Source organism: Sphingomonas sanxanigenens DSM 19645 = NX02 (genome assembly GCF_000512205.2).
Taxonomy (GTDB): Bacteria; Pseudomonadota; Alphaproteobacteria; order Sphingomonadales; family Sphingomonadaceae; genus Sphingomonas_D; species Sphingomonas_D sanxanigenens.
On sequence record NZ_CP006644.1, the window covers coordinates 588,223 to 609,365 of the forward strand.

The window sequence follows — 21,143 nt, forward strand, 5'->3', positions numbered from 1 at the left end:
GGGATCGGGATGTTGATTTTGGAGACGGTGGTAAGGATTCGGCGCGAGCACGCCGACGGTAAATCGATCAAGGCGATCGCGCGTGACCTGCGGGTGTCGCGCAAGGTGATAAGGAAGGCGATCCGAGCCCCGGAGGCGGGCTTTGCTTATCGGCGGTCGGTGCAGCCGCTTCCCCGGATCGGTCCGTTCCAGGAGCGCCTGGATACTCTGCTGACGGAGAACGAGGCACGGCCGCGGCGCGAACGGCTGCGGATGACGCGGATTCACGACCTGCTGCTGCGCGAGGGGTTCGACGGCTCCTACGATGCGGTCCGGCGCTATGCGAAGCGCTGGCTGGACGACCGACGCAAGGATGCCGGCGACGGCGCCGCGGCGTTCATCCCGCTGATGTTCCGGCCCGGCGAGGCCTACCAGTTCGACTGGAGCCACGAGGATGTGGAGATCGCCGGCAAGCCGATGCGGGTGAAGGTCGCGCATATGCGGCTTTGCGCGTCGCGGGCGGTGTTCGTGCGGGCCTATCCCCGCGAGACGCAGGAGATGGTGTTCGACGCCCATGCACGGGCGTTCGCTTTCTTCGGCGGCGTGCCGACGCGCGGCATCTACGACAACATGAAGACCGCGGTGACGACGGTGTTCACCGGCAAGGAGCGGGTCTTCAACCGCCGGTTCCTGATCATGGCCGATCACTACATGATCGAGCCTACCGCCTGCTCGCCAGCAGCGGGTTGGGAGAAGGGCCAGGTCGAGCACCAGGTGCAGACGATCCGGGGGCGGTTCTTCCAGCCCCGATTACGCTTTGCGAGCCTGGAGGAGCTGAACGGGTGGCTTGAGGCCGAGTGCCGCCGCTGGGCGGCGCTGCACCCGCATCCCGATCAACGCGAGCTGACCATCGCCGAGGCATGGGACGCCGAGCGCCCCTCGCTCCAGGTGATGCTGGCGCCGTTCGACGGCTTCCACGAGACGCCGCACGCGGTGACCGGCACTTGCCTGATCAGCTTCGACCGCAACCGCTACTCGGTCATGGCCAAGGCGGCCCGGCGGGCGGTGCAGGTTCGCGCCTATGCGGACCGGATCGTGGTCCGCCTCGACGATGAGGTGATCGCCGAGCATCCCCGCTTCTTCGGCCGGGATCGGATGATCCTCGATCCCTGGCACTACCTGCCGGTGCTGGCCAAGAAGCCGGGCGCCTTGAGGAACGGAGCACCGTTCCAGGACTGGGATCTCCCGCCGGCACTGGCGCGGCTCAGGCGCAAGCTGGGGACAGGCGATGAAGCCGACCGCCGGTTCGTGCGCGTGCTCTCTGCCGTGCTGACCGATGGCCTCGAAGCGGTCGAGGCCGCGATCCGCGAGGCACTCGCCGCCGGCGCTGCCAGCGATGACGTAATCCTCAACATCTTGGCACGGCGGCGAGAGCCGCCCCGGCCACTGACCATCGCCACGTCCGAAGCGCTAGCGCTCAGCCACCCACCGACCGCGGACTGCGCTCGCTATGACCTTCTGCGAGGCGCCCGTGCAGCGGCATGAGATGATCGCCGCGATGAGCGGCCTGGGCCTCAAGGGCATGGCTGGCGCCTTCGACGAGGCGGTCACCACGGGCATGCAGCGCAAGCGCACCGCCATCGAGATCCTGACCGATCTGCTACGCGCTGAGGCTGCTCATCGCCATGCGGCATCGATCCGCTATCGCATGACCGCGGCCAGGCTTCCGGTGGTGAAGGACATCGATGCGTTCGTGTTCGAGGGGACGCTGATCGATGAGCAGCTGGTGCGCTCGCTGCATGCTGGCTCGTTCCTGCCCGGTCAGCGCAATATCGTCCTGGTCGGCGGCACCGGGACCGGGAAGACCCACCTGGCCGTCGCAATCACTGCCAGCGTCGTGCGTGCCGGCGCCCGCGGCCGCTACTACAACACCGTGGATCTGGTGAACCGGCTCGAGGAAGAGAGCCGCCTCGGCAAGGCCGGCGCGCTTGCGGCCCAGCTCTCCCGCCTCGATCTCGTCGTGCTCGATGAGCTTGGCTATCTGCCGTTCGCCCGCTCGGGCGGCCAGTTGCTGTTCCACCTCGTCAGCAAACTCTACGAGCGCACCTCGGTGATCATCACGACGAACCTGGCGTTCGGGGAATGGCCGACCGTGTTCGGCGATCCCAAGATGACGGCCGCGCTGCTCGATCGCATCACCCATCACTGCGACATCGTCGAGACCGGCAACGACAGCTGGCGCCTCAGAAACCGAAGCTAAAACCCTCCCCCCGGACCCCCCACCCGGCGGTTGACCCGGTGGGTCCACAGGAACCTCCCACGGCCGGCACCGCCAGCGCTTGGGGGGCGCGCAGCGCCGGCCGTGGGTCCCTCCTATGGACTACCGGGACAACCGCCCGGCAACCCGAAAAGGGGGTCCCTATTGCACGCCGATATGGGGTCCCGGTTCGACGCCTATTTACAAACCGGGGTGGCAGTATAGCAGTTCGCCGTCCGATAGCGGAAGCTCTGCAAACCACCATATTTCGACGATCGGCGCGACCGTTTTCCGGTAGTGCGGATGACCTGATGTTTCGGAGATGAAATAAAAATGGGTGCGATCGGAGCCTGCAGCGGCTTCTGACCGGAATTTTATATTGTGTCCCCGTAATGCAGGTTGGTTGGCGCCCAATTGCCGACGTTGCATCAAGGCTCTAGAACGTACGCATGCAGCCCCCTTGGTCCGTTTTCCCCGACATTCCGCGAGGGTCAATCGGTTGGAGAATGGGGCCAGGGGAAGACTATTACGATGAATTTTATCGCTGGTTTTCAAACCTCTCCGCCGCCGAACAGGCGCATTATGCTTTGAACAATCCGCCGCCGGTGGATTGGGTTGATCTGTATGAAATAATCAAGGAACATCCTTGGATCTAACGATAGCTGCTCGCCATGTTCACGCGGGGTCAACAGCTTTCGGCCGCTTTCAGGTGCGCTGGAGGGTGCCGCGGGCAGCGGCTTGTGGCGCGAAGCGGACGAAAAGGCTGCGAACGGTGTAGCAGCCTCTGTCGCCCATTTGTGGACGTTGGCGCCTCGTCATCATCACGCGTCGAAGCCGATCAGGTTCCGATGCTTCTCCATGCGTTGTCCATCAACCATCAGGACGCAGATGTACGCGCGGTCCTGAAAGGTTTCTCCTATCGCGCCGGCAAAGGCACGAGCATTGTCCTCGCATTGTTGAATGCCAGTCGCATGTCCGATCATCTGGTTGTCCTTCTCGTCATCTGCTTGGAGATGTTGCCAGTACCAAACCTCGTAATCGGCCCTGTTTTCAACATACGAACACGAGTATTCAGATGCGTACTTGGAACAACCGCACGCGCTGAGCACGATGCCACTCACAAGCGATGCAAACGCCCTAGTCCTCATAACGTCTGCTCCTCACAGTTCTCCTGCAAACCGATAGCGCAACGAATGTCCGCTTCCCACCATTCCGCGCCGACGGACAGATGGGCGGGAAGCCCGCAGTCGCCGTCAGCGATGTTGGGCCGTGATCGAGGTCTACTTTCGGGCGCGCCGGAAATGCTCTGCCATAGCGGAAATTGGCGCGAAGCGGACCTCGCGCTGGATGCGGGTATCGGCCGAAATGGAAGGACAGTTCTGCGGTCTGCAAATGTGCGCCGATCTGGCGCCTTGCCTGGTAGAGCCCTTACCGCCATCCCCTATTTGACGCCAAATGGGCCTGACGGGGGAAAGCGACGTGAACGACGGGCGCGGGAAATGAGCCATATGGAAGACAAAGATGTGGACCGTCGCGTAGCGATGCTTCTGAAGCGTTATTCAGAGCCGGCCATTCTTCTGAACCGGCCCTATCCGCCCCAGCCTGCGCCGAGCGGGCGCTCCTACTTCGGCGGCCTCCCAACGTTGCCCGATGGTTTCGAATGGCCCCGTACAACCGGAGGCGTGCCGCTGCATTTCCTCTGCCAAGTGGATTGCGCGGATATAACGTGGCAAAATCCGTTACCGAACCGCGGGGTCCTGTTCTTCTTCGGTCGTGACGATGCTCAGCAAATATGGGGCGAGGGCGCTTTGGAAGACGATTGTCGCGTGCTCTACGCTGCAGAAAGTCGCGTGCTGGGTAAGGCAATGGAACCTCCAGCCGATCTGCCCCCAATCGGCTGGAGCTACCCGCGGAGTTCGTTCTGCGACATCTCTCTTGAAAGCGATTCGCCCCAGCGGCTGCATGTCAATTGGCCAGCGCAGCCACTGCGAATGGCTACCTTTCCCGACACCAGCGGCTTACCACCGGCCATCGCCGACACTCAACAGTCTTACTATCGCCTTATTTGCAAAACAACTATTGACGAAATTATACCCTACCTCAATCCGAGTCTTATTACGCGCTCGCTATTAGAAAGAGAGCCGGCAGATCGCCCGGCCTGGGATAGATATGACGAAGTTCTTCCCTTGGCACGCGCGCAGGCCTTTGAAGAAGCGACAGGACAGAAAACGTTTGAAGATCGACTCTTAGTCGGAATGTATGATGGCGCGCGCCGGATGTTCGACGATAAGTCATTCCCACAGTTTTGGATATTGATACATTTCTTCGCAAGAGCGGTGCTCCGTCGACATCGCGGCACCAGCGTGTTTGAAGATCCCGCGCTAACCCCCGAGCAGTTGACGGCGCGAGCAAGCGCAGACGACTTGCTCGATGAAGAGGCGCGAAGCTGGTTTGATCGCTCCTGCATTGTTCCCCTCTCGACGGTCACTAGTGACGACGAGCGTCGCGAATTTCGGGCATGGGCTGCCGGCATTCAGCGCTACCCAAGCGAAACGTCGCCCAGTTATGATACGCTGAAATGGTTGCAACTGGCTGCGTTGTGGGCAATCCGATTATGGGCTGGAGACCCCCATCTCGCAGCCAAACTACCTTCGTCGACCTATGAATGCGTTGCAGCCGAGTTTCACCTCAGCAGAGTTCAGAGGAGTCACGAGAGAGACTGGTATACGTTCGAATTCTCGCAGATGCTTGGACACGCTCCTGCGGCACAGGATGCGAAACCTGCCGATGATCCCTTGGTCTGTCTCCTCAATATCGCCACCGATCGAGGGCTTGGCTGGTCGTTCGGCGACGGTGCGGCATGCAGCTTCTGGATTACACAAACAGATCTCGCGGCGCGTGACTTCAGTCGCGTCCGCGGTACGATCGAGGGATACTGAGGCGGAAACTTGGTGCTTGTACAATGCGATGACCTCGCCTTGGCGGGCGCAGCAGGACGATCAGATGGTTTGGCGGCCGCTGAGGTGGCATTCGATACCTTTTCTGTTTGAACGATGGCAGACGTCCGATGCAACCGACGTCCGCAATGGGAACGTTTCCGACGGTCTGCTTCACGACGGCATCGCGGGGAAAGCTGCCGCCGCGGTTTTCGGCGGAAGGCCGCGACCGGACGATTCGCGCCCATCCGCAAGCCGCTCTTTCCCACCTCAGCGATCATAATCCGGCGGCGTCAGCTTTACCGGCCTGGGGTTGAGCGCCACCCATGCCACCGCCAGTTCGCACATCCGCCCTGGTTCGCCCGCGCGCTTGCGGATTGCCGCCGCCAACGCCGTGGCTTCGGCGAGATCGGCGGCGGGCAGGGGCTTGCCCGATCCGACATGCGCCAGCCACGTGTCGGTCATCCGGCGATATTGCGCGTCCCAGTTGACGCCGCCATTGCCGTCCAGTTCGCGGGCGATCCGGCCGGAGAGGCGGATCACCTCGCCCTGCACCGTCTCGGCCGCGCCGCTGGAGGGCACGAGCAGCTCCCACAATTCCTGATGCCGGTCTTCCCAGCGCGCGGCGGTGGCGACGATCGGCGCCCTGCCGTCGTGCAGCGCGCGGCGCGGCACCGGAGGCACGCCGAACAGCGCGTAGAGGCGCTGCAGGCCGGCGTCGGTCTCTTCCAGATAGTCCGGGTTGAAGCCGGCGCGGTGGAACTCGAAATTGGTGCCGATGCGGGTGATTGCCTCCGCCGCGCGATCGGTCTTCGCAGCGCCGGCCTGAAGCAGGAGGTCGGCCAGCTTCGCCCTCTGCGCAATCTCCGCGTTGCTGCAGCGGATCAGCGCATGTTCGAGGGGTGTGTGGCCCGACCGGTCGAGCGCATCGACATGCGCGCCATGCGCCAGCAGCACGCGGGCATTGTCGACATGGCCCGATCCCGCGGCGTTGTGCAGCGGCGTCCCGCGGCCGCCCTCGCCGGCATTCACGTCCGCACCGAGTTCGATCAGCACGTCGAGCCCGCCGCGCCAGTGACGCGCGCGCGAATGGAGCGGCGTTTCGCCATAGCTGTCGCCCGCGCCGATGTCCGCACCCTCGGCGACCAGCCAGCGCGACAGATCGTCCGGGCATTCGCTGAACGCCAGCGCGGTCTGCTTGAAGACGCCGCCGCGCGCGTCGCGTTCGCATGTCGCGAACACCGCCTTCAGCGCGGCGACATCGCCCGCCTTGAGCAGATCCTCGAAATCCTTGGGGAGCATCTTCTTCTTGCGGGCCATGCTTCGCTCTCCGACGGTTGATCCGCTGTCCTCCTCCGTGCCGCCGCAGCGGGTCAATCCGCGGGAAGGCAGGTGGAGGTGATGCTGCGTCAAAACATGGCTATGGCGATGCGGTGCATGCACCGTTCACCCGCTTCGCCGTCGCCGACTGGTCCGGCGCCAAGGGCAGCAGCCACAAGGGCATCGCGCTGGCGCTGTGCGAGGCGGGGCGGGCGGCGCCGGTGCTGGTGCCGCCGCCGGGGCGGGCCTGGTCGCGCGAGGGGATCGCCGAATGGGTGGAGGCGCAGGCGGACACGCGGTTGCTGATCGGCTTCGACTTTAGCTTCGCGCCGCCGCTTGTCGAACGCGGCGCCTATCTGCCGGGGGAGGGGGCCGACGTCCCGTCCGCGGCGAAGCGCTTCTGGGCCTATGTCGCCGCCTGCTGCGCCGATAGCGATCCCGATCTCGGCGCCGCCAGCTTCCTCGAACGCACGCACCGCCGCCATTTCTATTTCGGCGCCGCCGATGGCCGGAAGGCGGATTATATGCATCTGCGCCGCTGCGAGGCGCACTACAACGCGGGCGGCGGCGGCAAGCCTTCCACCGTCTATGACGCGATCGGCGCGGCGCAGGTTGCAAAGGCGAGCTTCGCGGGGATGCGGCTGCTCGACCGGCTCTCGCGCCGCGTGCCGGTGTGGCCGTTCGATCCGGTGCCGGCCGAGGGTGCGCTCGTCGTCGAGATCTATACGGCGATCGCCGCCCGCGCCGCCGGGCTGCGCAAGGGGCTGAGCAAGCTGCGCGACGGCGCGGCGCTCGACGCGGGCCTTGCGGCGCTCGGTTCCGAGCCCCACGTGCCGCTCGCCCGCTATGACGATCATGCCACCGACGCGATCCTCACCGCCGCCTGGCTGCGCGCCTGCGCCGCACGCGCCGACCTGTGGCATCCACGCGCGCTCACGCCGCAGATTGCCGAAACCGAGGGCTGGACCTTCGGCGTCGTCTGACGCATGTGGACCGCAGTGCCGCCTTAGCTCAGTTGGTAGAGCAACCGCCTTGTAAGCGGTAGGTCATCCGTTCGAGTCGGATAGGCGGCACCATTTCTGAACCCTGCCTGATCCGCCCCGTGCTTTGTGCGCAGGCCCCCATGTGCATTTCGCACGCATCGGATCGTCGTGCCGATGAAACATTTCGCCGCTCATGCGTTTTATCCCGACGATGGTCAGGGAACGTGACATGAGAGACATGGATGCGGAAGCGGGGAAGCGATTGGGCGGTTCCTTTCGGTTCCTCTATTATGATGGCGAAGAAAATCGCTGTCCCGGTTGCGGCGGCAAGCATTGGACGATCGGCCGGTTGATGGCCGAATGCGCCTATTGCGAAACCGCGCTGCCGCTGCAGTCGGCGCACGGCTTCGGCCATACGATGCGCATCTTCGGCCATGGCGCGCCCGGCTATGAGCCGGACGGCAGCGAAGCCTTGGCGATGCATTGATCTTTCCGCCGCGCAGGCTGCGCGGTAGGCTATGCCTGACCATCCGTCGCGGGCGCATCCCGCGCGCGGGGTCCGGAGGGAGCGGCCAGGAACGGTGATGCGCTACGCGATCGGCTATCTTGCGACGGCGCTGGTCTTCGGGCTGCTCGATTTCGTTTGGCTGACCCGCGTCGGCCCCGGCCTCTATCGGCCGATCCTGGGCGATCTGCTCGCGCCGCAGCCGCGCGCCGCCCCCGCCGCGATCTTCTACTTCCTCTATGTACTGGCGATGATGATCTTCGCCGTCGGCCCCGCGCTTAACGGCGGCGGCTGGCGGGCGGCGTTGCTGTGGGGCGTGCTGCTCGGCTTCTTCGCCTATGCGACCTATGACCTGACCAACCATGCGACATTGCGGGTGTGGTCGGTGAAGATCACGCTGCTGGACATGGCCTGGGGCAGTTTCGCGACCGGGCTGGGGGCGCTTGGGGGGTATTGGCTGACCGTGTTCGCGACGGGGCTGGTGACGGGCACGCGCACGGGCTGAGCTTTGGTCAGCATGTGAGCCCGGTCAGCAGGGGCGCAGCCGATAATGGCTGACGCCCCATTCCTCGCCCCTGGCGTGGCCGAACAAGCCGGCGGTGGCGAGGAAGAACAGCCGCCAGCGCCGCTCCCACAACTGCGCTTCGGCGCCATAGACCTCTGCCAGGATCGGCCGGATATCGTCGATCGCGCGGTCGTATCGCGCCAGCCAGTCTTCCGCGGTGCGCGCATAGTTGCGGCCGTTCCAGCGCCATTGCGCGTCGATCGCGAAGAGATCGCCGAACTGGGCCATCAGCCCGTGCGCGGGCATGATGCCGCCGGTGAAGAAATGCTGTGCGATCCAGTCCGCGCGGTTGGCCTGGTCGAAGCGATAGCTGTGCGCGCGGTGGGTGAAGATGTGGACGAACATCGCCCCGTCGCGTTCCAGCCAGCCATGCGCGCGTTCGAGCAGCGCGCGCCAGTTGGACATATGCTCGAACATCTCGACCGAGACGATGCGGTCGAATCGCTCGTCCGTGGCGAAATCGTTCATGTCGCACGTGACGACGCGCAGGTTGGTGAGGCCGCCCGCGATCGCCGCGCCTTCGATGTGGCGGCGCTGGCCGTGGGAGTTGGAGACCGCGGTGATCCGCGCGCGCGGAAACATCCGCGCCATGAACAGGCTGAGCGATCCCCAGCCGCAGCCGAGTTCGAGGATGCGCTGCCCGTCTGCCAGCGCGGCGCGCTCCACGCTGATCGCCAGCGCGCGCTGCTCCGCCTCCGCCAGCGACGTCGCGCCATCCTCATAATAGCAGCAGCTATATTTGCGCGCCGGGCCGAGGACATGGCCGAAGAAGGCGGCCGGCAGTTCATAATGCTGGGCGTTGGCGTCGTCGGTGTGCGTGGCCACCGGATAGTGCATCATCGTCGCGGCGAAGGCGCGCTCGGCGCCGGCACGGCCCGCCAGCCGCCGCCGGGTGCGCGCGCACAACGCATGGATGCCTGCGCGGGTGACGCGATCGGGCAGGGCGGTGCGCTCGACGAGACCGATGGCACGGGCGACGGCGGTCATGCTTCACGCCTCGGTGGCCAGGGAAAGAAGGCGCTGGTGCGCGCCTGATAGGTGCGGAAGGCCTCACCCCGGCTGCGCAGCATATGCGCCTCCAGCGGCGGGATGCCGCTGGCATGAACCAGCAGCACATAGATCAGCACGGGCGCGACCAGCGCGGCCCAACCCCACGGCCACGCGCCGGACAGGTCGATCGCCATGACCGGCCAGGCGAGCCAGCCCAGCCATTCGAAGAAGTAATTGGGATGGCGGGACCAGCGCCACAGCCCGCGATCGCAGACCTTGCCGCGATTGGCCGGATCGGCAGCGAAGCGGCGGAGCTGCGCATCCGCGATCCCCTCGCCGACGATGGCGACGGCGAGGATCGCGGCGGCGATCAGGTCGCGCAGGTCGGGCGCCGTGCGCGGCGCGTGCGCGCCCGCGAAGACCGCCAGCGCCAGCCCGAAGCCGCACAGCGCCTGGATCATCAGAAAGCCGTAGAGGCGCTGCGGCAGCCGGTCCCCCCATTGCCGGGCGAGATCGGCATAACGCGGATCGTCGCCGCCCCTGGCCGCGCGCAGCGCGATATGGCCGCCCAGCCGCAGCCCCCAGCCGCCCACGAGCAACGCCGCCAGCAGCATCCGCGCCGGCTGGCTGTGCGGCGTCGCCGCGCCGAGCGCGAGCAGCACCCCCGCCGCGGCGGTGGCGATCGACCAGCAGGCATCGATCCAGCCCGAATTGCCGGTGCGCATCCGCACGCCCCAGGCCACCGTCATCGCGGCGATGAGCACGACCAGCGCGATGCCGAGCGCGGCGGATGCCGCCATGACTGCTCCCTCCCGAACGTCGTTCCCGCCCAGCTACGCCGTTGCACCGGGTGCGGATGCGACGCTGCCGCGCGATTTAATCTGAAACTAGCACATGTTATTGACAATCACCTGTCCGGCCGAAGCATCCGGGAAGCGTTCCGATCCGTAGCTTGCCGAAGGGACAGGATCGGGCGGGGGACCATGCGGACAGTGGCCGATGGCAAGCGGATCGCGGTGATAGGCAGCGGCATTGCAGGCCTCGCGGCGGCGTGGAGCCTGTCGCGGCAGCATCAGGTGACGCTGATCGAGGCCGCGCCGCGCGTCGGCGGGCACAGCCGCACCGTCGATGTCCGCCTGCCCGACGGAAGCGCGCATGCGGTGGATACCGGCTTCATCGTCTACAACGACACGACCTATCGCAACCTCAACCGGCTGTTCGCGCATCTCGGCGTTGCCAGCCGGCCCACCGACATGTCGTTCGCGGTCTCGCTGGACGACGGCCGGCTGGAATATGCCGCGCGCGACGGGTTGCGCGGGCTGTTCGCGCAGCGCAAGAACATGGTCTCGCCGCGCTTCTGGCGGATGCTCCACGATCTGCTGCGCTTCTATCGCGAGGCGCCTGCGCATGCCGGCAAGCTGGGGCTGGCGACCCTGGGCGATTTCCTTGCCGAGCGCCGCTACAGCAGCGCCTTCCGCGACGATCATCTGCTGCCCATGGCGGCGGCGATCTGGTCCGCGCCGGCGCTGGCGATCCTCGACTATCCGGCGGAAGCCTTCATCCGTTTCTGCGAGAATCACGGCCTGCTGCGCCTTGCCAACCGCCCGCAATGGCGCACGGTGGTGGGCGGCAGCCGCGCCTATGTCGAGGCGCTGCTGGCCGATTTCGCCGGCACGGTCATCACCGGGCGGCGGGTGGTGCGGATCGAGCGCGACGGCTTCGGCGCGACCTTGACCGACGACGCCGGTCAACGCGAGCGGTTCGACGTGGTGGTGATCGCGACGCATCCGCCCGAGGCGCTGGCGATGCTCGCCACGCCCGGCGACGCCGAGCGGGCGTTGCTCTCGCCCTTCCGCTACACCCGCAACCGCGCGGTGCTGCATGCCGATCCGGCGCTGATGCCGCGCCGCCGCTCGGCCTGGGCGAGCTGGAACTATCTCGGCCGCGGCGCGGGCGAGGGGCGCGCGCTCAGCGTCAGCTATTGGATGAACGCGCTGCAGGGGCTTGAAACCGCAACGCCGCTGATCGTCACCCTCAATCCCTGCCGCGAACCGCGCCCCGATCTGGTGTTCGACGAGGCCAGCTTCGACCATCCCCTGTTCGATGGCGCGGCGCTGGCCGCGCAGCGCGAGCTTTGGCGGATCCAGGGCGCGGATCGCATCTGGTTCGCCGGCGCGTGGCAGGGCGCGGGCTTCCATGAGGATGGGCTGCAATCCGGGCTGGCGGTGGCGGAGGCACTGGGCTGCAGGCGGCCGTGGCAGCTCGACGATGCCGACGACCGCATCGTCACCGGCCCGCCGCTGTCGGACGCCGCGTGACGTGACCGCCTCGGCGCTTTACCGCGGCATCGTCGTCCACCGCCGCACCCGGCCGCGGCGCCACCATCTGCGCTACCGCATCTTCCAGATGCTGATCGATCTCGACGAGGTCGCGGCGCTGGGCGACCGCCTGCGGCTGTTCGCCCATAACCGCTTCGGCGTGACCGCCTTCCACGACCGCGATTACGGTGACCGCTCCGGCCGGCCGCTGCGCACGCAGGCGCAGGAGATGCTGGCGCGCGCCGGGGTGGTTGCGCCGCTCGGTGCGATCCGCCTGCTGACGATGCCGCGCGTGCTGGGCCATGGCTTCAACCCGCTGACGATCTGGTTCTGCCACGCTCAGGACGGTCTCCTCGTCGCGCTGATCCATGAGGTGACCAACACCTTCGACGAGCGGCACAGCTACGTGATCGCTGTCGCGGACCCCCACGCGCCGATCATCCGCCAGCGCTGCGACAAGCGCTTCTACGTCTCGCCCTTCCTCGATCTCGATCTCGTCTACGACTTCGCGATCCGCCCGCCGGGGGAAGGCGTCGCCACGGCGGTGACCGCCAGCGACGGGGAGGGGGCGTTGATGGTCGCGCGCTTCGAAGGCGAACGCCGCGCATTGACCGATCGGACGATCCTTGCCGCATGCCTCGCGCATCCGCTGCTCACCGTGAAGGTGGTGGCGGCAATCCATGTCGAGGCGCTGCGGCTTTGGCTGAAGCGCATCGATGTGCGGCGCCACGTGAAGCCGGTGGAGACGAAGGGATAGTCGGCAGCGCCGGCGGGTTCCGCCGCTGATCGCTGAAACGGCACGACTCGTGTATTTGCAAGGCACTTCATACTTAGCTACTCATTAACCAATGCGCGCCATCATAAGCGGCGGGGCATGGGAGGAATGATGAGGGACGATCGAACCTTCCGCCGTGCGGCGGGCTGGGCGGCCATGCTTGCGCTGGCCTCATGCGCGAAGCCGGCGCGTCACGTCGAGGCGCCGCCACCGCCGCCGCCGGTACCCGAGCAGGTGCCGCCGCGTCCGGCGCCGCCGATGGGGGCCTCTGCCACCACCCGCGTGCCGCCGCGCGCTGCCGATGGTCGCTTCCTGACGGTCAATCACGCGGTCGCGCCGGCGGAGGCGGCCTGGCATCTGCGCGCCGGGCTGAACGTCGCGGCGCTGGGCTGCACGGGCGCGCAGGGCGCGGCAATCACCGCAGCCTATAACGCCATGCTGCGCAGCCGTGCGAAACCGCTCGCCGCCGCCGATGCCGCGATCAAGGCGCGCCTGCGGGCGGAGCGCGGCAAGGATTGGCAGGATGCGCATGACGATCGCATGACCCAGCTCTATAATTTCTATGCCCTGCCGCCGGTGCAGCCGGGCTTTTGCGCAAAAGCGGCGGCGATCGCCGCGGCCGAGCCGGCGGTGGATGCGAACGGGTTCTCCGCCTTCGCAACCCAGGCACTGGCCGAACTCTCGGCGCCGTTCGACAGCTTCTATGCCGCCTATGACGACTATCGCGTCGCGCTCGCCGCCTGGGAGGCGCGCTACGGTGCCGGCGCGCCCACCCGTGTCGCTGCCAATGCGCCGGCCTCGGCGCGGGCGGCGGCGGTGGTGGAGGTCGATCTGCCGCCGGCGATCCCGGCGCGCACCGCCGGCCCGCGCATCGCCTATGAAAGCCAGGCCGCGCTCGACGACATCGGGGGCAGCGCGGCGATCAGTTGCGGCGATTGCACGCGGACGGCGGGCCGGCTGGCCGCGCGCGCGGTGACGTCGCGGCCGTGACCGGTGGGCGTCGCGCCCCCGACCGGCGGCGTGGCGTTCAGCGCGGCTTGATCGCGACGCTGCGGATGGTGAGCGTGGTGGCGCTGCCGATGGTGGATGCGCCGGCCTCGGCCGTCAGTCGCTGATAGGGGCAATCGTTCGCCACCGCGAAATCGAACTGCATCGCCGTCGCGCCGGCGCCCTGGCTGATCTCGGCCGGCGCAGCATCGGCTTCGACGCGTGAGGGCAGGCATTCGACGGTCCAGCGGATCAACTCCCGCGCTTGCGGGACGGCGCCGGCGAGCCGGGCGTCGAACCGATAGGCGCCCGCCGGAAGCGCGAGCAGTTGCTGGGCCACGGTGCCGCGACGCCGCGGATCGATGGCGATCGTCAGTCCGCCGGCGGGATCGAAGCCGGTGGTGATTCCCAGGGGTGCGCTGATCGTCCAGTCGAACGACTGGGCGGGGGAGGTGGTCACGTCGCCGCGCGCCGCGCTCTGGCGGAAATCGGGGTCGTGCAGGCGGTTGCCGTCCGCCGCCTTGGTCGCGCCGAACGCCAGATCGTAGATGCGATAGGCGCTGCCGATCGCGCCGGCGCGGATCAGCGTGTCGATATAGGGCGTAATCTCGGCGCGGGTCACCGGATGCGGCGTGCGGCGCAGCGCGCCCACCAGCGCCTCGACGCCCTGGCGCTGTTCTTCGGACATGGTGCGCGCATCGAGAAACAGGCGCGGGCGCCAGCCCGGCGCCTCCGCGAGCCGGGCGAGGATCGCCGGGCGGATCTTGGGATCGAGCGCGCCGGCGCGGACGAAGCCGAGCACCTGGTCCGAATATTCCTGGCGGCGCAGCAGCGCATCGGCGCGCTGCAGCGCGATTTCATACTCGCCGAGGCGCGAGGCCTTGTCGATGTACCAGAGCTGGGTCAGCGTATCGCGCCAGCCGAGCTGGCCGGCCAATGCCATATAGCTGGCCGCCGATTCGTCATCCGCGCTGATCGCCTCTCGCGACAGGCCGGCGACGCGCCACGCGACGACGTTGAACAGGCTGTGGGTGAGGGCGCGGTCGGCCAGCGCGCGGGCTTCCGCGTAGCGGCGGTTGCGGAAGGCGGCATCGCCGGCGGCGGCAAGCGTCTCGTCGGTGGGGTGCTGCGCGGCGGCGGTGGCCGCGTCGTTGCGGCTGAGCGACAGTGCCGAAAGCGAATCCGGCACCATCACCCAGGCCAGCGCCAGACCGAGCAGCCCGGCACCTGCCCGGGCTGCCCAGCGGCGGGCATCAGCCCGCGTTGGCGCGGTTTCCATATTCGTAGCTGTAGCTGTAGTTGTAGTTGTAATAGCCCAGCGCCGGGGCGTCGAACTTGGTCAGGATGGCGCCGACCACATTGGCGCGGCTGGTGACCAGGCGGCGGATCGCGGTCCGTGCGGCACCACGGTGCGCCACGTCGGCCTCGACCACGAACACCGTGCCCTCGGTGATCGCCGCGATCAGCGGCGCGTCGGCGAAGCCCATCACCGGCGGGGCGTCGATCACCACCACGTCGTAATGCGCCAGCGCATCGTTGAGGAAGCGGTTGAGCGACGCCTCGCTGAGCAGTTCCGCCGGGGCAGGCGGCAGCGGGCCCGACGAGATGAAGTCGAAGCCTTCCAGTCCGGTCGGCTGGCGCACGTCCATCACCGTCTTCTGGCCGGTCAGCAAGCTGACGAAGCCGGCATTGTTCTTGAGGTCGAGGAACTTGTGCAGCGTCGGCAGACGAAGATCGGCATCGACGAGCAGCGCGCGCTTGCCGGTCCGCGCCAGGTTCTGCGCGGTGGCGGTGGCCGAGGTCGACTTGCCTTCCGACGGGCGGCTGGACGTGAACACCAGGCTGCGCGGCACGCCGTGCGCGGTCGAGAGTTCCAGCGCCGTGCGGATCGACTGATAGGCTTCCGCCATCGCCGAGCGCGGGTTGCTGATTTCCTCGAACGGGTTCTCGCCGGCCTTGAGCAGCGGGACGGCGCCCAGCGCAGGCACGTTGAGCATGCGCTGGACATCGTCGGGCGTGCGGATCGCGTCGTCGAGATTTTCGCGGGCGAAGACGAACAGCGCGGCAAGGCCGAGGCCGATCGCGAGCGCGATCGCCATATTGACCAGCGGCCTCGGCTTGATCGGGCTGAACGCGGGCTCGGCCCGGTCGATGATCGAGACGTTGTTCGATTCGACGCCGGCCGTCGCGCTCAGTTCCTTGAAGCGCTGGAGAAGGCCGTTGTAGAGTTCGCGGTTGGTGTCGACCTCACGCTGCAGGATGTTCATGCGGACCTGGCGGCCCTGTTCCTCAAGCGCGGTGGACCGCAGCTGGCCGACGGTGGTGTCGAACTGCTGTTCCTGGCCGACGGTGAGCTGATAGGCCTCGCGGATCGAGTCCCGGATGTCGGTGGCCTGGCGATTGATCTGCGCATCAAGCTCGGCGATCTGCGCGTTGAGCTGGATCACCTCGGGGTGATCGGCCTTGTGGCGGCGGCGCTGCTCCTGCAACTCGCCGCGCAGGGTCGCGCGCTGGCCGACGAGGGCCTGCACCGCGCCGTTTTCGATCACTTCGGGCAGGCTCATCAGCGGCGCCCGCTGCGCGGCGCGCCAGCGCTGCTCGGCCTTGATGCGCTCGGCACGCGACGCCGTGTAGGCGGTGTTGAGATCGAGCAGCGCCGCCGAGGTCAGCGACTGCGGCTTGGATACACCCTCACCACCATTGGAATCGCCGCCGCTGGCGCCACCGGCGCCGCCCACCGTCACCAGATCGGATTCGCGGGCATAGGCGATCATCGCCCGCTCGCTGTCCTCGAGCCGCTGCTTCTGTTCGGCGAGCTGGCCGGCCAGATAGTCGCGTGCGTAGGCCGAGGTGTCGAACTTGCGCTCGAGGTTGCCGGTCACATAGGCATCGGCGATGCCGTTGGCGACCTGCGCGGAAAGGCGCGGATCGGGCGAGTCGAAGCGAAGCTGGGCGACGCGCGAGTTGGTCGGCAGTTCGACGCTGGTGTTGGTGCGCAGCAGGTTGATCACCATCTCGCGACGCTGACGGATCGCTTCGGGCGTGTTGGTCTGCGCGGCATCTACCTTCACGCCCATCGCGACCAGGAAGTTGCTGTTGTCGAACAGCTTCATCCGTTCCGCGGTGCGGATCGCGAGGCCGCGGCTCTGCAGGATGGCGAGCTGCGTGTTGAGGAAGCGGTTGGCGTCGGCGATCGATGTCGCCGGCTCCAGCATCTGCGTGTCGACGATCTTGGCGGTCTGCTGCTCGATCTGCACGCTCGCCGCCGAGCGATAGATCTTGGTGGCGAGCAGGGTCGCGACGAGACCGGCGATCAGCGCGAGCGCGACGATCACCGCCACCGGGATCCAGTTGCGGCGGAGGATGCCGATCAGGGCGCCGATGTTGAGGCGGAAGCCCTGATCCTGTTCATCATAGTCGGCGACGTAGGCCTGATAGCCATCATCGCGCGCGCGCACGGCGTGTCCGCCGTTTCCGTCGCGGCGATCGGGGAAGCTGGAGTCGTTCATCAGATCACCTTGAACGGAGCGGTTGTGAGGCGCGTGCGCATCAGAAGCGGGTGAAGACGCCGATCAGCGGCGCGGCCGAGATAAAATCCCGATAGACTTGGCGGAGGCCCGAATAGCCGACCACGACGACATCGTTGGGTTCGATGCGCGGATCGACCGCATCGCCGCGGCGGATCGCGGCGATGTCGAACACCGCGCCCATGCGCTGCCCGTCGACGGTGCGGAACACGATCACCTCGTCGAGACGGGCGACCTGGGTCGGCCCCTTGGCGAGCGCGAGCGCTTCGATGAGGGTGGTCTGCGGCCGGATCGGGAACACGCCGGGGCTGGTGACCGAGCCTTCGACGACGACCTGGCCCGGGGTGGCGGTGGTCACGTAGACCGAGACCTTGGGCGAAACGAGATAGTTGCGGCCGAGCGACTTGGCGATCTCGTCGGCCAGCTCGAAGCTCGTCTTGCCGGCCGCCTGCACGCGGCCGATCAGCGGTATGGAAAGGCTGCCGCCGGCATCCACGGGAACGTCCTTGATCGAAAGATCGGGTTCCTGGAACACGATGACCGACAGCGTGTCGCCCGCGGCGATGCGATAGTCGGTCACGACGGTCGGGGCATCGGATGCCTTGATGGTGCTGTAGGCCACCGGTCCGCGCGGCAGCGAGGAACGTTTCGTGCCGGCGCACCCACCCAACGTCAGCAGCGTGATTGCCACGGACACTGTAACGAACCTGCTCATCTCTTCCCCTTTACCGTACCCGCAGCGTCAATCGGCTCTTCCGGCCATCCGCCCGCATCGGCCACCCCGCGTGGAAGCAGATGCGGTATAAGTGTGAACGGTGGCCGATGCAATTCTCACACAGCCCCGCGCGCAAGCTCTTTCTACGCCATTTCATCCTCCTCTGCGCTCGAAGCCGGGCGCAGCGCCCGCACCAGCAGGCCACAGAGCAGAGCGAATAATGCTGCAACTGCGAAGGTGCGCAATGGATAATCGACGAGGCTATGCAACATTGCGAGGAATATCCCTGCCAGCGCGATCCAGCCGCGGCCGCCTTCGGGCCCCGGCTGCCGATGCCGCAGCATGCGCCATGCTGCGACCAGGAGGAAGAGCGCGAACAACGCCATCGCCACCACCGCGGGCAGGCCGCCTTCCAGCGCCAGTTCCAGATAGTCGTTGTGGGCATGGTTGATGAAATGGCTGCCCAGCGAATCGAGGCTCTCGATCGAGCGGAAATAGGGGTCGAACGTGCCGTATCCCGAGCCGAACGGCCACACCGAGCCGATCGCGTAGGTCACGTCGGGCCAGAAGTGAAAGCGGTTGTCGTCATCCAGCGCGAAGCGGCCCATCAGGCGCTGGAACGCGCCGGTCTGCACCAGGATCGCGACCAGCAGAACGGTCACCCCGGCGATGCTGCCGCCGATCAGCGCAGAGCGGCGGCGATGGCGCACCACCATCGGCACGAACACGGCCGCGAGCGCGAGCAGCAGCAGCACCGAGCCGGTGCGCGAGGCGGTGGCCAATGCTGCGGCTGCGAACAGCGCCATCAGCCCGAACAGACCCCATCGTATCGCCAGCGCGCGGCCCTTGCGCCGCCGGTCGCGCGCGAGCAGCCAGGCCGTGAGCAGCGCCAGCACCATCAGCAATGCCTGGTGATTGCGGTTGGCGAACACGCCGGTGGGCAATCCCTGCTGCGAGGTGTTGTAGAAATAGACGGCGTCGCTGTCGCCGAACACCGCCTGCACCATCGCGAGCAACGCGCCGGCAACCGCCGCACCGACGACGACCCACAGCAGCAAGCGGATCTCGCGTCCGTCCGCCTGCAGCACGGCGACGAACATCGTGACGGGCACGATCAGGGTCAGCCACATCGACACCGTCGCATCCGGAATCAGGCTGAGCGGGCGCGGCTGGTCGAGCGTGCCGGTGAAGTCGGCGGCCTGCAGCAGGAAATCGCGGCCCGGCAGTGCCCGCCAGGTCGCGGGCGGCAGCGGGATCAGTTGCACCAGCGGCAGCAGCAGCACCAGCAGCACGAAGCCGATTCCCAGCCAGTCGAACAGCGCGGCCCGGTCGCGGCGATATTCCGCGAGCATGTACACGAGCACGATCAGGGCTGTGCACTGCACAACGATCTCGGTGGCGGGGAAGCGCGCGCCGCCGCCGCCAAGGATCAGCGCGATGCCCAGCAGCGCCGAACTGAGGAAGGTGCGAACGGGCTGGCGCGGCAGCGGCTGGCCGATCGGGCGGAAGGGGGAAGTCGCCATTCTGCTCCGGTCTTGCTGCGGTTGGACCTGCGGTTGGCCGTCGATGTTCGCAGGCGCACATAGCCGGGTGCGGCATGTCCTGTCGAGCCTTGGCGTGCACCGCCCGCATCCTTGGACCGATTGCGGGTGCGGGCTATGCACCTCGCAGCGCAGCGGAAACGGCTGGTCATGCTGCATCTGCGTGATTAAGGATCGGCGCTCGACGAGGCTGCCGGAGGTCGGCGGTGCAGGCGGCGGGGGGCTCCGGCGATGGGCGTGGTCGGCAAGGCGATCGACAAGGCGAAGCTGTTCCGCTGGTTGCGCGATCAGGACGAGAATCGGGATTTGCGCCGGTTCTTCCGCGAACGGCACGGCATCGATGTCGGGCTGCACAGCTATGGCTGCTTCGATCGCTGGCGGATGCCGGGGCCGCTCGTCATCGGCCGCTATTGTTCCTTCGCGAAGACGGTACGCGTGGTCGATGCCAACCATCCGCTCGACGCGATCACCACCCACCCGATGCTGTACGAGAAGCGCTTCGGCGTGATCGAGCAGGACATGATCCATGCCGAGCCGCTGGTGATCGAGGATGATGTGTGGGTGGGCCACAACGTCGTGATCCTGCCCGGCTGCAAGTTCATCGGCCGCGGTGCGGTAATCGGCGCCGGTGCGATCGTCACCGCGAACGTGCCGGCCTATGCGATCGTCGCGGGCGTCCCCGCCAAGCAGATCCGCTGGCGCTTCGACGCCGAACTGCAGGCGGCGCTCGAGGCGAGCCGGTGGTGGGAGCTGGAGCCGCCGGCGATCCGCGCGCTGCTGCAATCGGACCCCGACGTCATTCGCAACCCGACCGCGGCGCGCGTCGCGGCGGTATTGCCGCCCAGAGGCTGATCCCGGCGCGCGAGCGCGTCAGGCTCAGCGCGTCAGGCCCGCCAGGGGCTCGTCGCCCGGCGCGCATTCACCGACATGGCGCGCGGTGACGCGCATCGTCACGATCACCGGCGCGGGTTCGGCCGGGCTTTCGGTCACGATGTCGAGCGCATAGCTGCCGGCATCGTAGCGGCCATTGCCGGTGAGGGTGAGCGGCCCGGCCTCGTCGGCAGTGCAGCGGCCGCGAAAACGGACCACGCCGCCGGCGATCTCGCTGTCGACGATCGCGCAATCGACGTTGGCCGGCGGCAGGATCAGCCGCGCGGCATTGGCCGCCTCCGGCGGCACGCAGCGCCGCCGGACGTCGGGTTCGGATCCCGCGTCGGGAACCGGCTTGCCGTCTTGCGTGGCGGAGACGAATTCGGTCCGCCGCTCCCACGCGCCGGGCCGCATCGCCTCGTCACCGGCGCCCGCGAGCAGCAGCGCCGCAGCCGCCAGCGCCGCGGCGGCGCGCATCGCGCTCAGGCGGGGCCGACGCGGAAGGCGCACAGCTTGTTCCCGTCGAGATCGCGGAAATAGGCGGCGTAGAAGGCCTGGTCGCCATCCCCGCCACGCACGCCGGGGCCGCCCTCGCAGGTGCCGCCGAGCTCGAGCGCGCGGGCATGGAGCGTGTCGACGGTCGGCCGCTCGCTGGCGACGAGCGCGATCATCGTGCCGTTGCCGATGGTCGCGTCCTGCTGGTCATAGGGCCGGGTCACGCCGAACATCGGCTTGTCCATCGCCACGCCCCACGCGCACATTTCACCCATTTCGAGCACCCGGCCCGCGCCGATCGTCGCGAACAGCGCGTCGTAAAAGCCCTTGGCGCGATCGAGATCGTTGGTGCCGACGAGCGTGTATCCGATCATGTCTGG

Annotated in this window: 20 protein-coding genes and 1 tRNA gene; 11 read left to right on the plus strand and 10 right to left on the minus strand. The window is 67.3% G+C overall.

Features of this window, described 5'->3' with window-relative positions; all coding sequences use genetic code 11:
- Window positions 1–9: 9 nt before the first annotated feature.
- On the plus strand, window positions 10–1,524 hold the full coding sequence (istA, locus tag NX02_RS02660) for an IS21 family transposase (RefSeq protein WP_025290489.1): 1,515 nt from the start codon (window positions 10–12) through the stop codon (window positions 1,522–1,524).
- Window positions 1,511–2,239: an IS21-like element helper ATPase IstB gene (gene istB / locus NX02_RS02665; RefSeq protein ID WP_025290490.1), complete on the plus strand. Its 729-nt coding sequence runs from the start codon at window positions 1,511–1,513 to the stop codon at window positions 2,237–2,239. Before istA ends, istB begins: the two co-directional genes overlap by 14 nt.
- Before the next feature lie 818 nt (window positions 2,240–3,057).
- On the opposite strand, the gene NX02_RS33490 is transcribed toward istB, so the two are convergent.
- Window positions 3,058–3,219, minus strand: a complete 162-nt coding sequence (locus tag NX02_RS33490) for a hypothetical protein (protein ID WP_245648748.1) — start codon at window positions 3,217–3,219, stop codon at window positions 3,058–3,060.
- Window positions 3,220–3,744: 525 nt separating this feature from the next.
- Between NX02_RS33490 and NX02_RS31230 the strand changes: the two genes are divergently transcribed.
- On the plus strand, window positions 3,745–5,175 hold the full coding sequence (locus tag NX02_RS31230; RefSeq protein WP_162232651.1) for a DUF1963 domain-containing protein: 1,431 nt from the start codon (window positions 3,745–3,747) through the stop codon (window positions 5,173–5,175).
- Between the two features lie 267 nt (window positions 5,176–5,442).
- Here the strand turns inward: NX02_RS31230 and NX02_RS02680 are convergent, their stop codons facing one another.
- Window positions 5,443–6,492 carry an ankyrin repeat domain-containing protein gene (locus NX02_RS02680; RefSeq protein ID WP_025290652.1) on the minus strand — a complete coding sequence of 350 codons (1,050 nt, stop codon included), beginning with the start codon at window positions 6,490–6,492 and terminating at the stop codon, window positions 5,443–5,445.
- Between the two features lie 113 nt (window positions 6,493–6,605).
- On the opposite strand from NX02_RS02680, the gene NX02_RS02685 reads away from it, so the two are divergent.
- From NX02_RS02685 to NX02_RS02700, 4 genes are all read left to right on the plus strand, one after another.
- Complete coding sequence (locus NX02_RS02685) at window positions 6,606–7,475, plus strand: hypothetical protein (protein WP_025290653.1); 870 nt, start codon at window positions 6,606–6,608, stop codon at window positions 7,473–7,475.
- Between the two features lie 17 nt (window positions 7,476–7,492).
- Window positions 7,493–7,568 (plus strand) — tRNA-Thr (locus tag NX02_RS02690).
- Window positions 7,569–7,704: 136 nt separating this feature from the next.
- Window positions 7,705–7,962, plus strand: a complete 258-nt coding sequence (locus NX02_RS02695; RefSeq protein WP_025290654.1) for a hypothetical protein — start codon at window positions 7,705–7,707, stop codon at window positions 7,960–7,962.
- A 97-nt stretch (window positions 7,963–8,059) separates the two neighbouring features.
- Window positions 8,060–8,485, plus strand: coding sequence for a DUF2177 family protein (locus tag NX02_RS02700; RefSeq protein ID WP_025290655.1), 426 nt, complete (start codon window positions 8,060–8,062; stop codon window positions 8,483–8,485).
- Window positions 8,486–8,509: 24 nt separating this feature from the next.
- Here NX02_RS02700 and NX02_RS02705 read toward each other — a convergent pair whose 3' ends face one another.
- Complete coding sequence (locus NX02_RS02705) at window positions 8,510–9,532, minus strand: SAM-dependent methyltransferase (protein ID WP_025290656.1); 1,023 nt, start codon at window positions 9,530–9,532, stop codon at window positions 8,510–8,512.
- Complete coding sequence (locus NX02_RS02710) at window positions 9,529–10,335, minus strand: DUF1295 domain-containing protein (protein WP_025290657.1); 807 nt, start codon at window positions 10,333–10,335, stop codon at window positions 9,529–9,531. The genes NX02_RS02705 and NX02_RS02710 overlap by 4 nt, the downstream gene beginning before the upstream one ends.
- 183 nt (window positions 10,336–10,518) lie before the next feature.
- Here NX02_RS02710 and NX02_RS02715 point away from each other — a divergent pair, with 183 nt between their 5' ends.
- The 3 genes from NX02_RS02715 (at window position 10,519) to NX02_RS02725 (ending at window position 13,618) form a co-directional block, all read left to right on the plus strand.
- A complete protein-coding gene (locus NX02_RS02715) occupies window positions 10,519–11,853 on the plus strand; it encodes an NAD(P)/FAD-dependent oxidoreductase (protein WP_039996369.1) in 1,335 nt (444 codons plus the stop codon).
- Window position 11,854: 1 nt separating this feature from the next.
- Entirely contained in the window at window positions 11,855–12,610 is a 756-nt protein-coding gene (locus tag NX02_RS02720; protein WP_039996370.1) for a DUF1365 domain-containing protein, read from the plus strand.
- A gap of 129 nt (window positions 12,611–12,739) precedes the next feature.
- Entirely contained in the window at window positions 12,740–13,618 is an 879-nt protein-coding gene (locus tag NX02_RS02725) for a hypothetical protein (protein ID WP_162232652.1), read from the plus strand.
- A 37-nt stretch (window positions 13,619–13,655) separates the two neighbouring features.
- Here the strand turns inward: NX02_RS02725 and NX02_RS02730 are convergent, their stop codons facing one another.
- The 4 genes from NX02_RS02730 to NX02_RS02745 all read right to left on the minus strand — a co-directional run bounded on the left by NX02_RS02730 (window position 13,656) and on the right by NX02_RS02745 (window position 19,380).
- Entirely contained in the window at window positions 13,656–14,894 is a 1,239-nt protein-coding gene (locus tag NX02_RS02730) for a hypothetical protein (RefSeq protein WP_025290659.1), read from the minus strand.
- Window positions 14,869–17,124, minus strand: coding sequence for a GumC family protein (locus NX02_RS02735; protein ID WP_025290660.1), 2,256 nt, complete (start codon window positions 17,122–17,124; stop codon window positions 14,869–14,871). The genes NX02_RS02730 and NX02_RS02735 overlap by 26 nt, the downstream gene beginning before the upstream one ends.
- A 40-nt stretch (window positions 17,125–17,164) precedes the next feature.
- A complete protein-coding gene (locus NX02_RS02740; protein WP_025290661.1) occupies window positions 17,165–17,857 on the minus strand; it encodes a polysaccharide biosynthesis/export family protein in 693 nt (230 codons plus the stop codon).
- Window positions 17,858–18,000: 143 nt separating this feature from the next.
- A complete protein-coding gene (locus NX02_RS02745) occupies window positions 18,001–19,380 on the minus strand; it encodes an O-antigen ligase family protein (RefSeq protein ID WP_025290662.1) in 1,380 nt (459 codons plus the stop codon).
- Between the two features lie 249 nt (window positions 19,381–19,629).
- Between NX02_RS02745 and NX02_RS02750 the strand changes: the two genes are divergently transcribed.
- Entirely contained in the window at window positions 19,630–20,250 is a 621-nt protein-coding gene (locus NX02_RS02750) for a CatB-related O-acetyltransferase (protein WP_025290663.1), read from the plus strand.
- 24 nt (window positions 20,251–20,274) lie between these two features.
- On the opposite strand, the gene NX02_RS02755 is transcribed toward NX02_RS02750, so the two are convergent.
- Both NX02_RS02755 and NX02_RS02760 read right to left on the minus strand, forming a co-directional pair.
- The gene (locus tag NX02_RS02755; RefSeq protein WP_025290664.1) at window positions 20,275–20,778 is read right to left on the minus strand and encodes a DUF3617 domain-containing protein; all 504 of its coding nucleotides are present in this window, start codon (window positions 20,776–20,778) and stop codon (window positions 20,275–20,277) included.
- On the minus strand, window positions 20,751–21,137 hold the full coding sequence (locus NX02_RS02760) for a VOC family protein (RefSeq protein WP_025290665.1): 387 nt from the start codon (window positions 21,135–21,137) through the stop codon (window positions 20,751–20,753). The genes NX02_RS02755 and NX02_RS02760 overlap by 28 nt, the downstream gene beginning before the upstream one ends.
- Window positions 21,138–21,143: the final 6 nt, after the last annotated feature.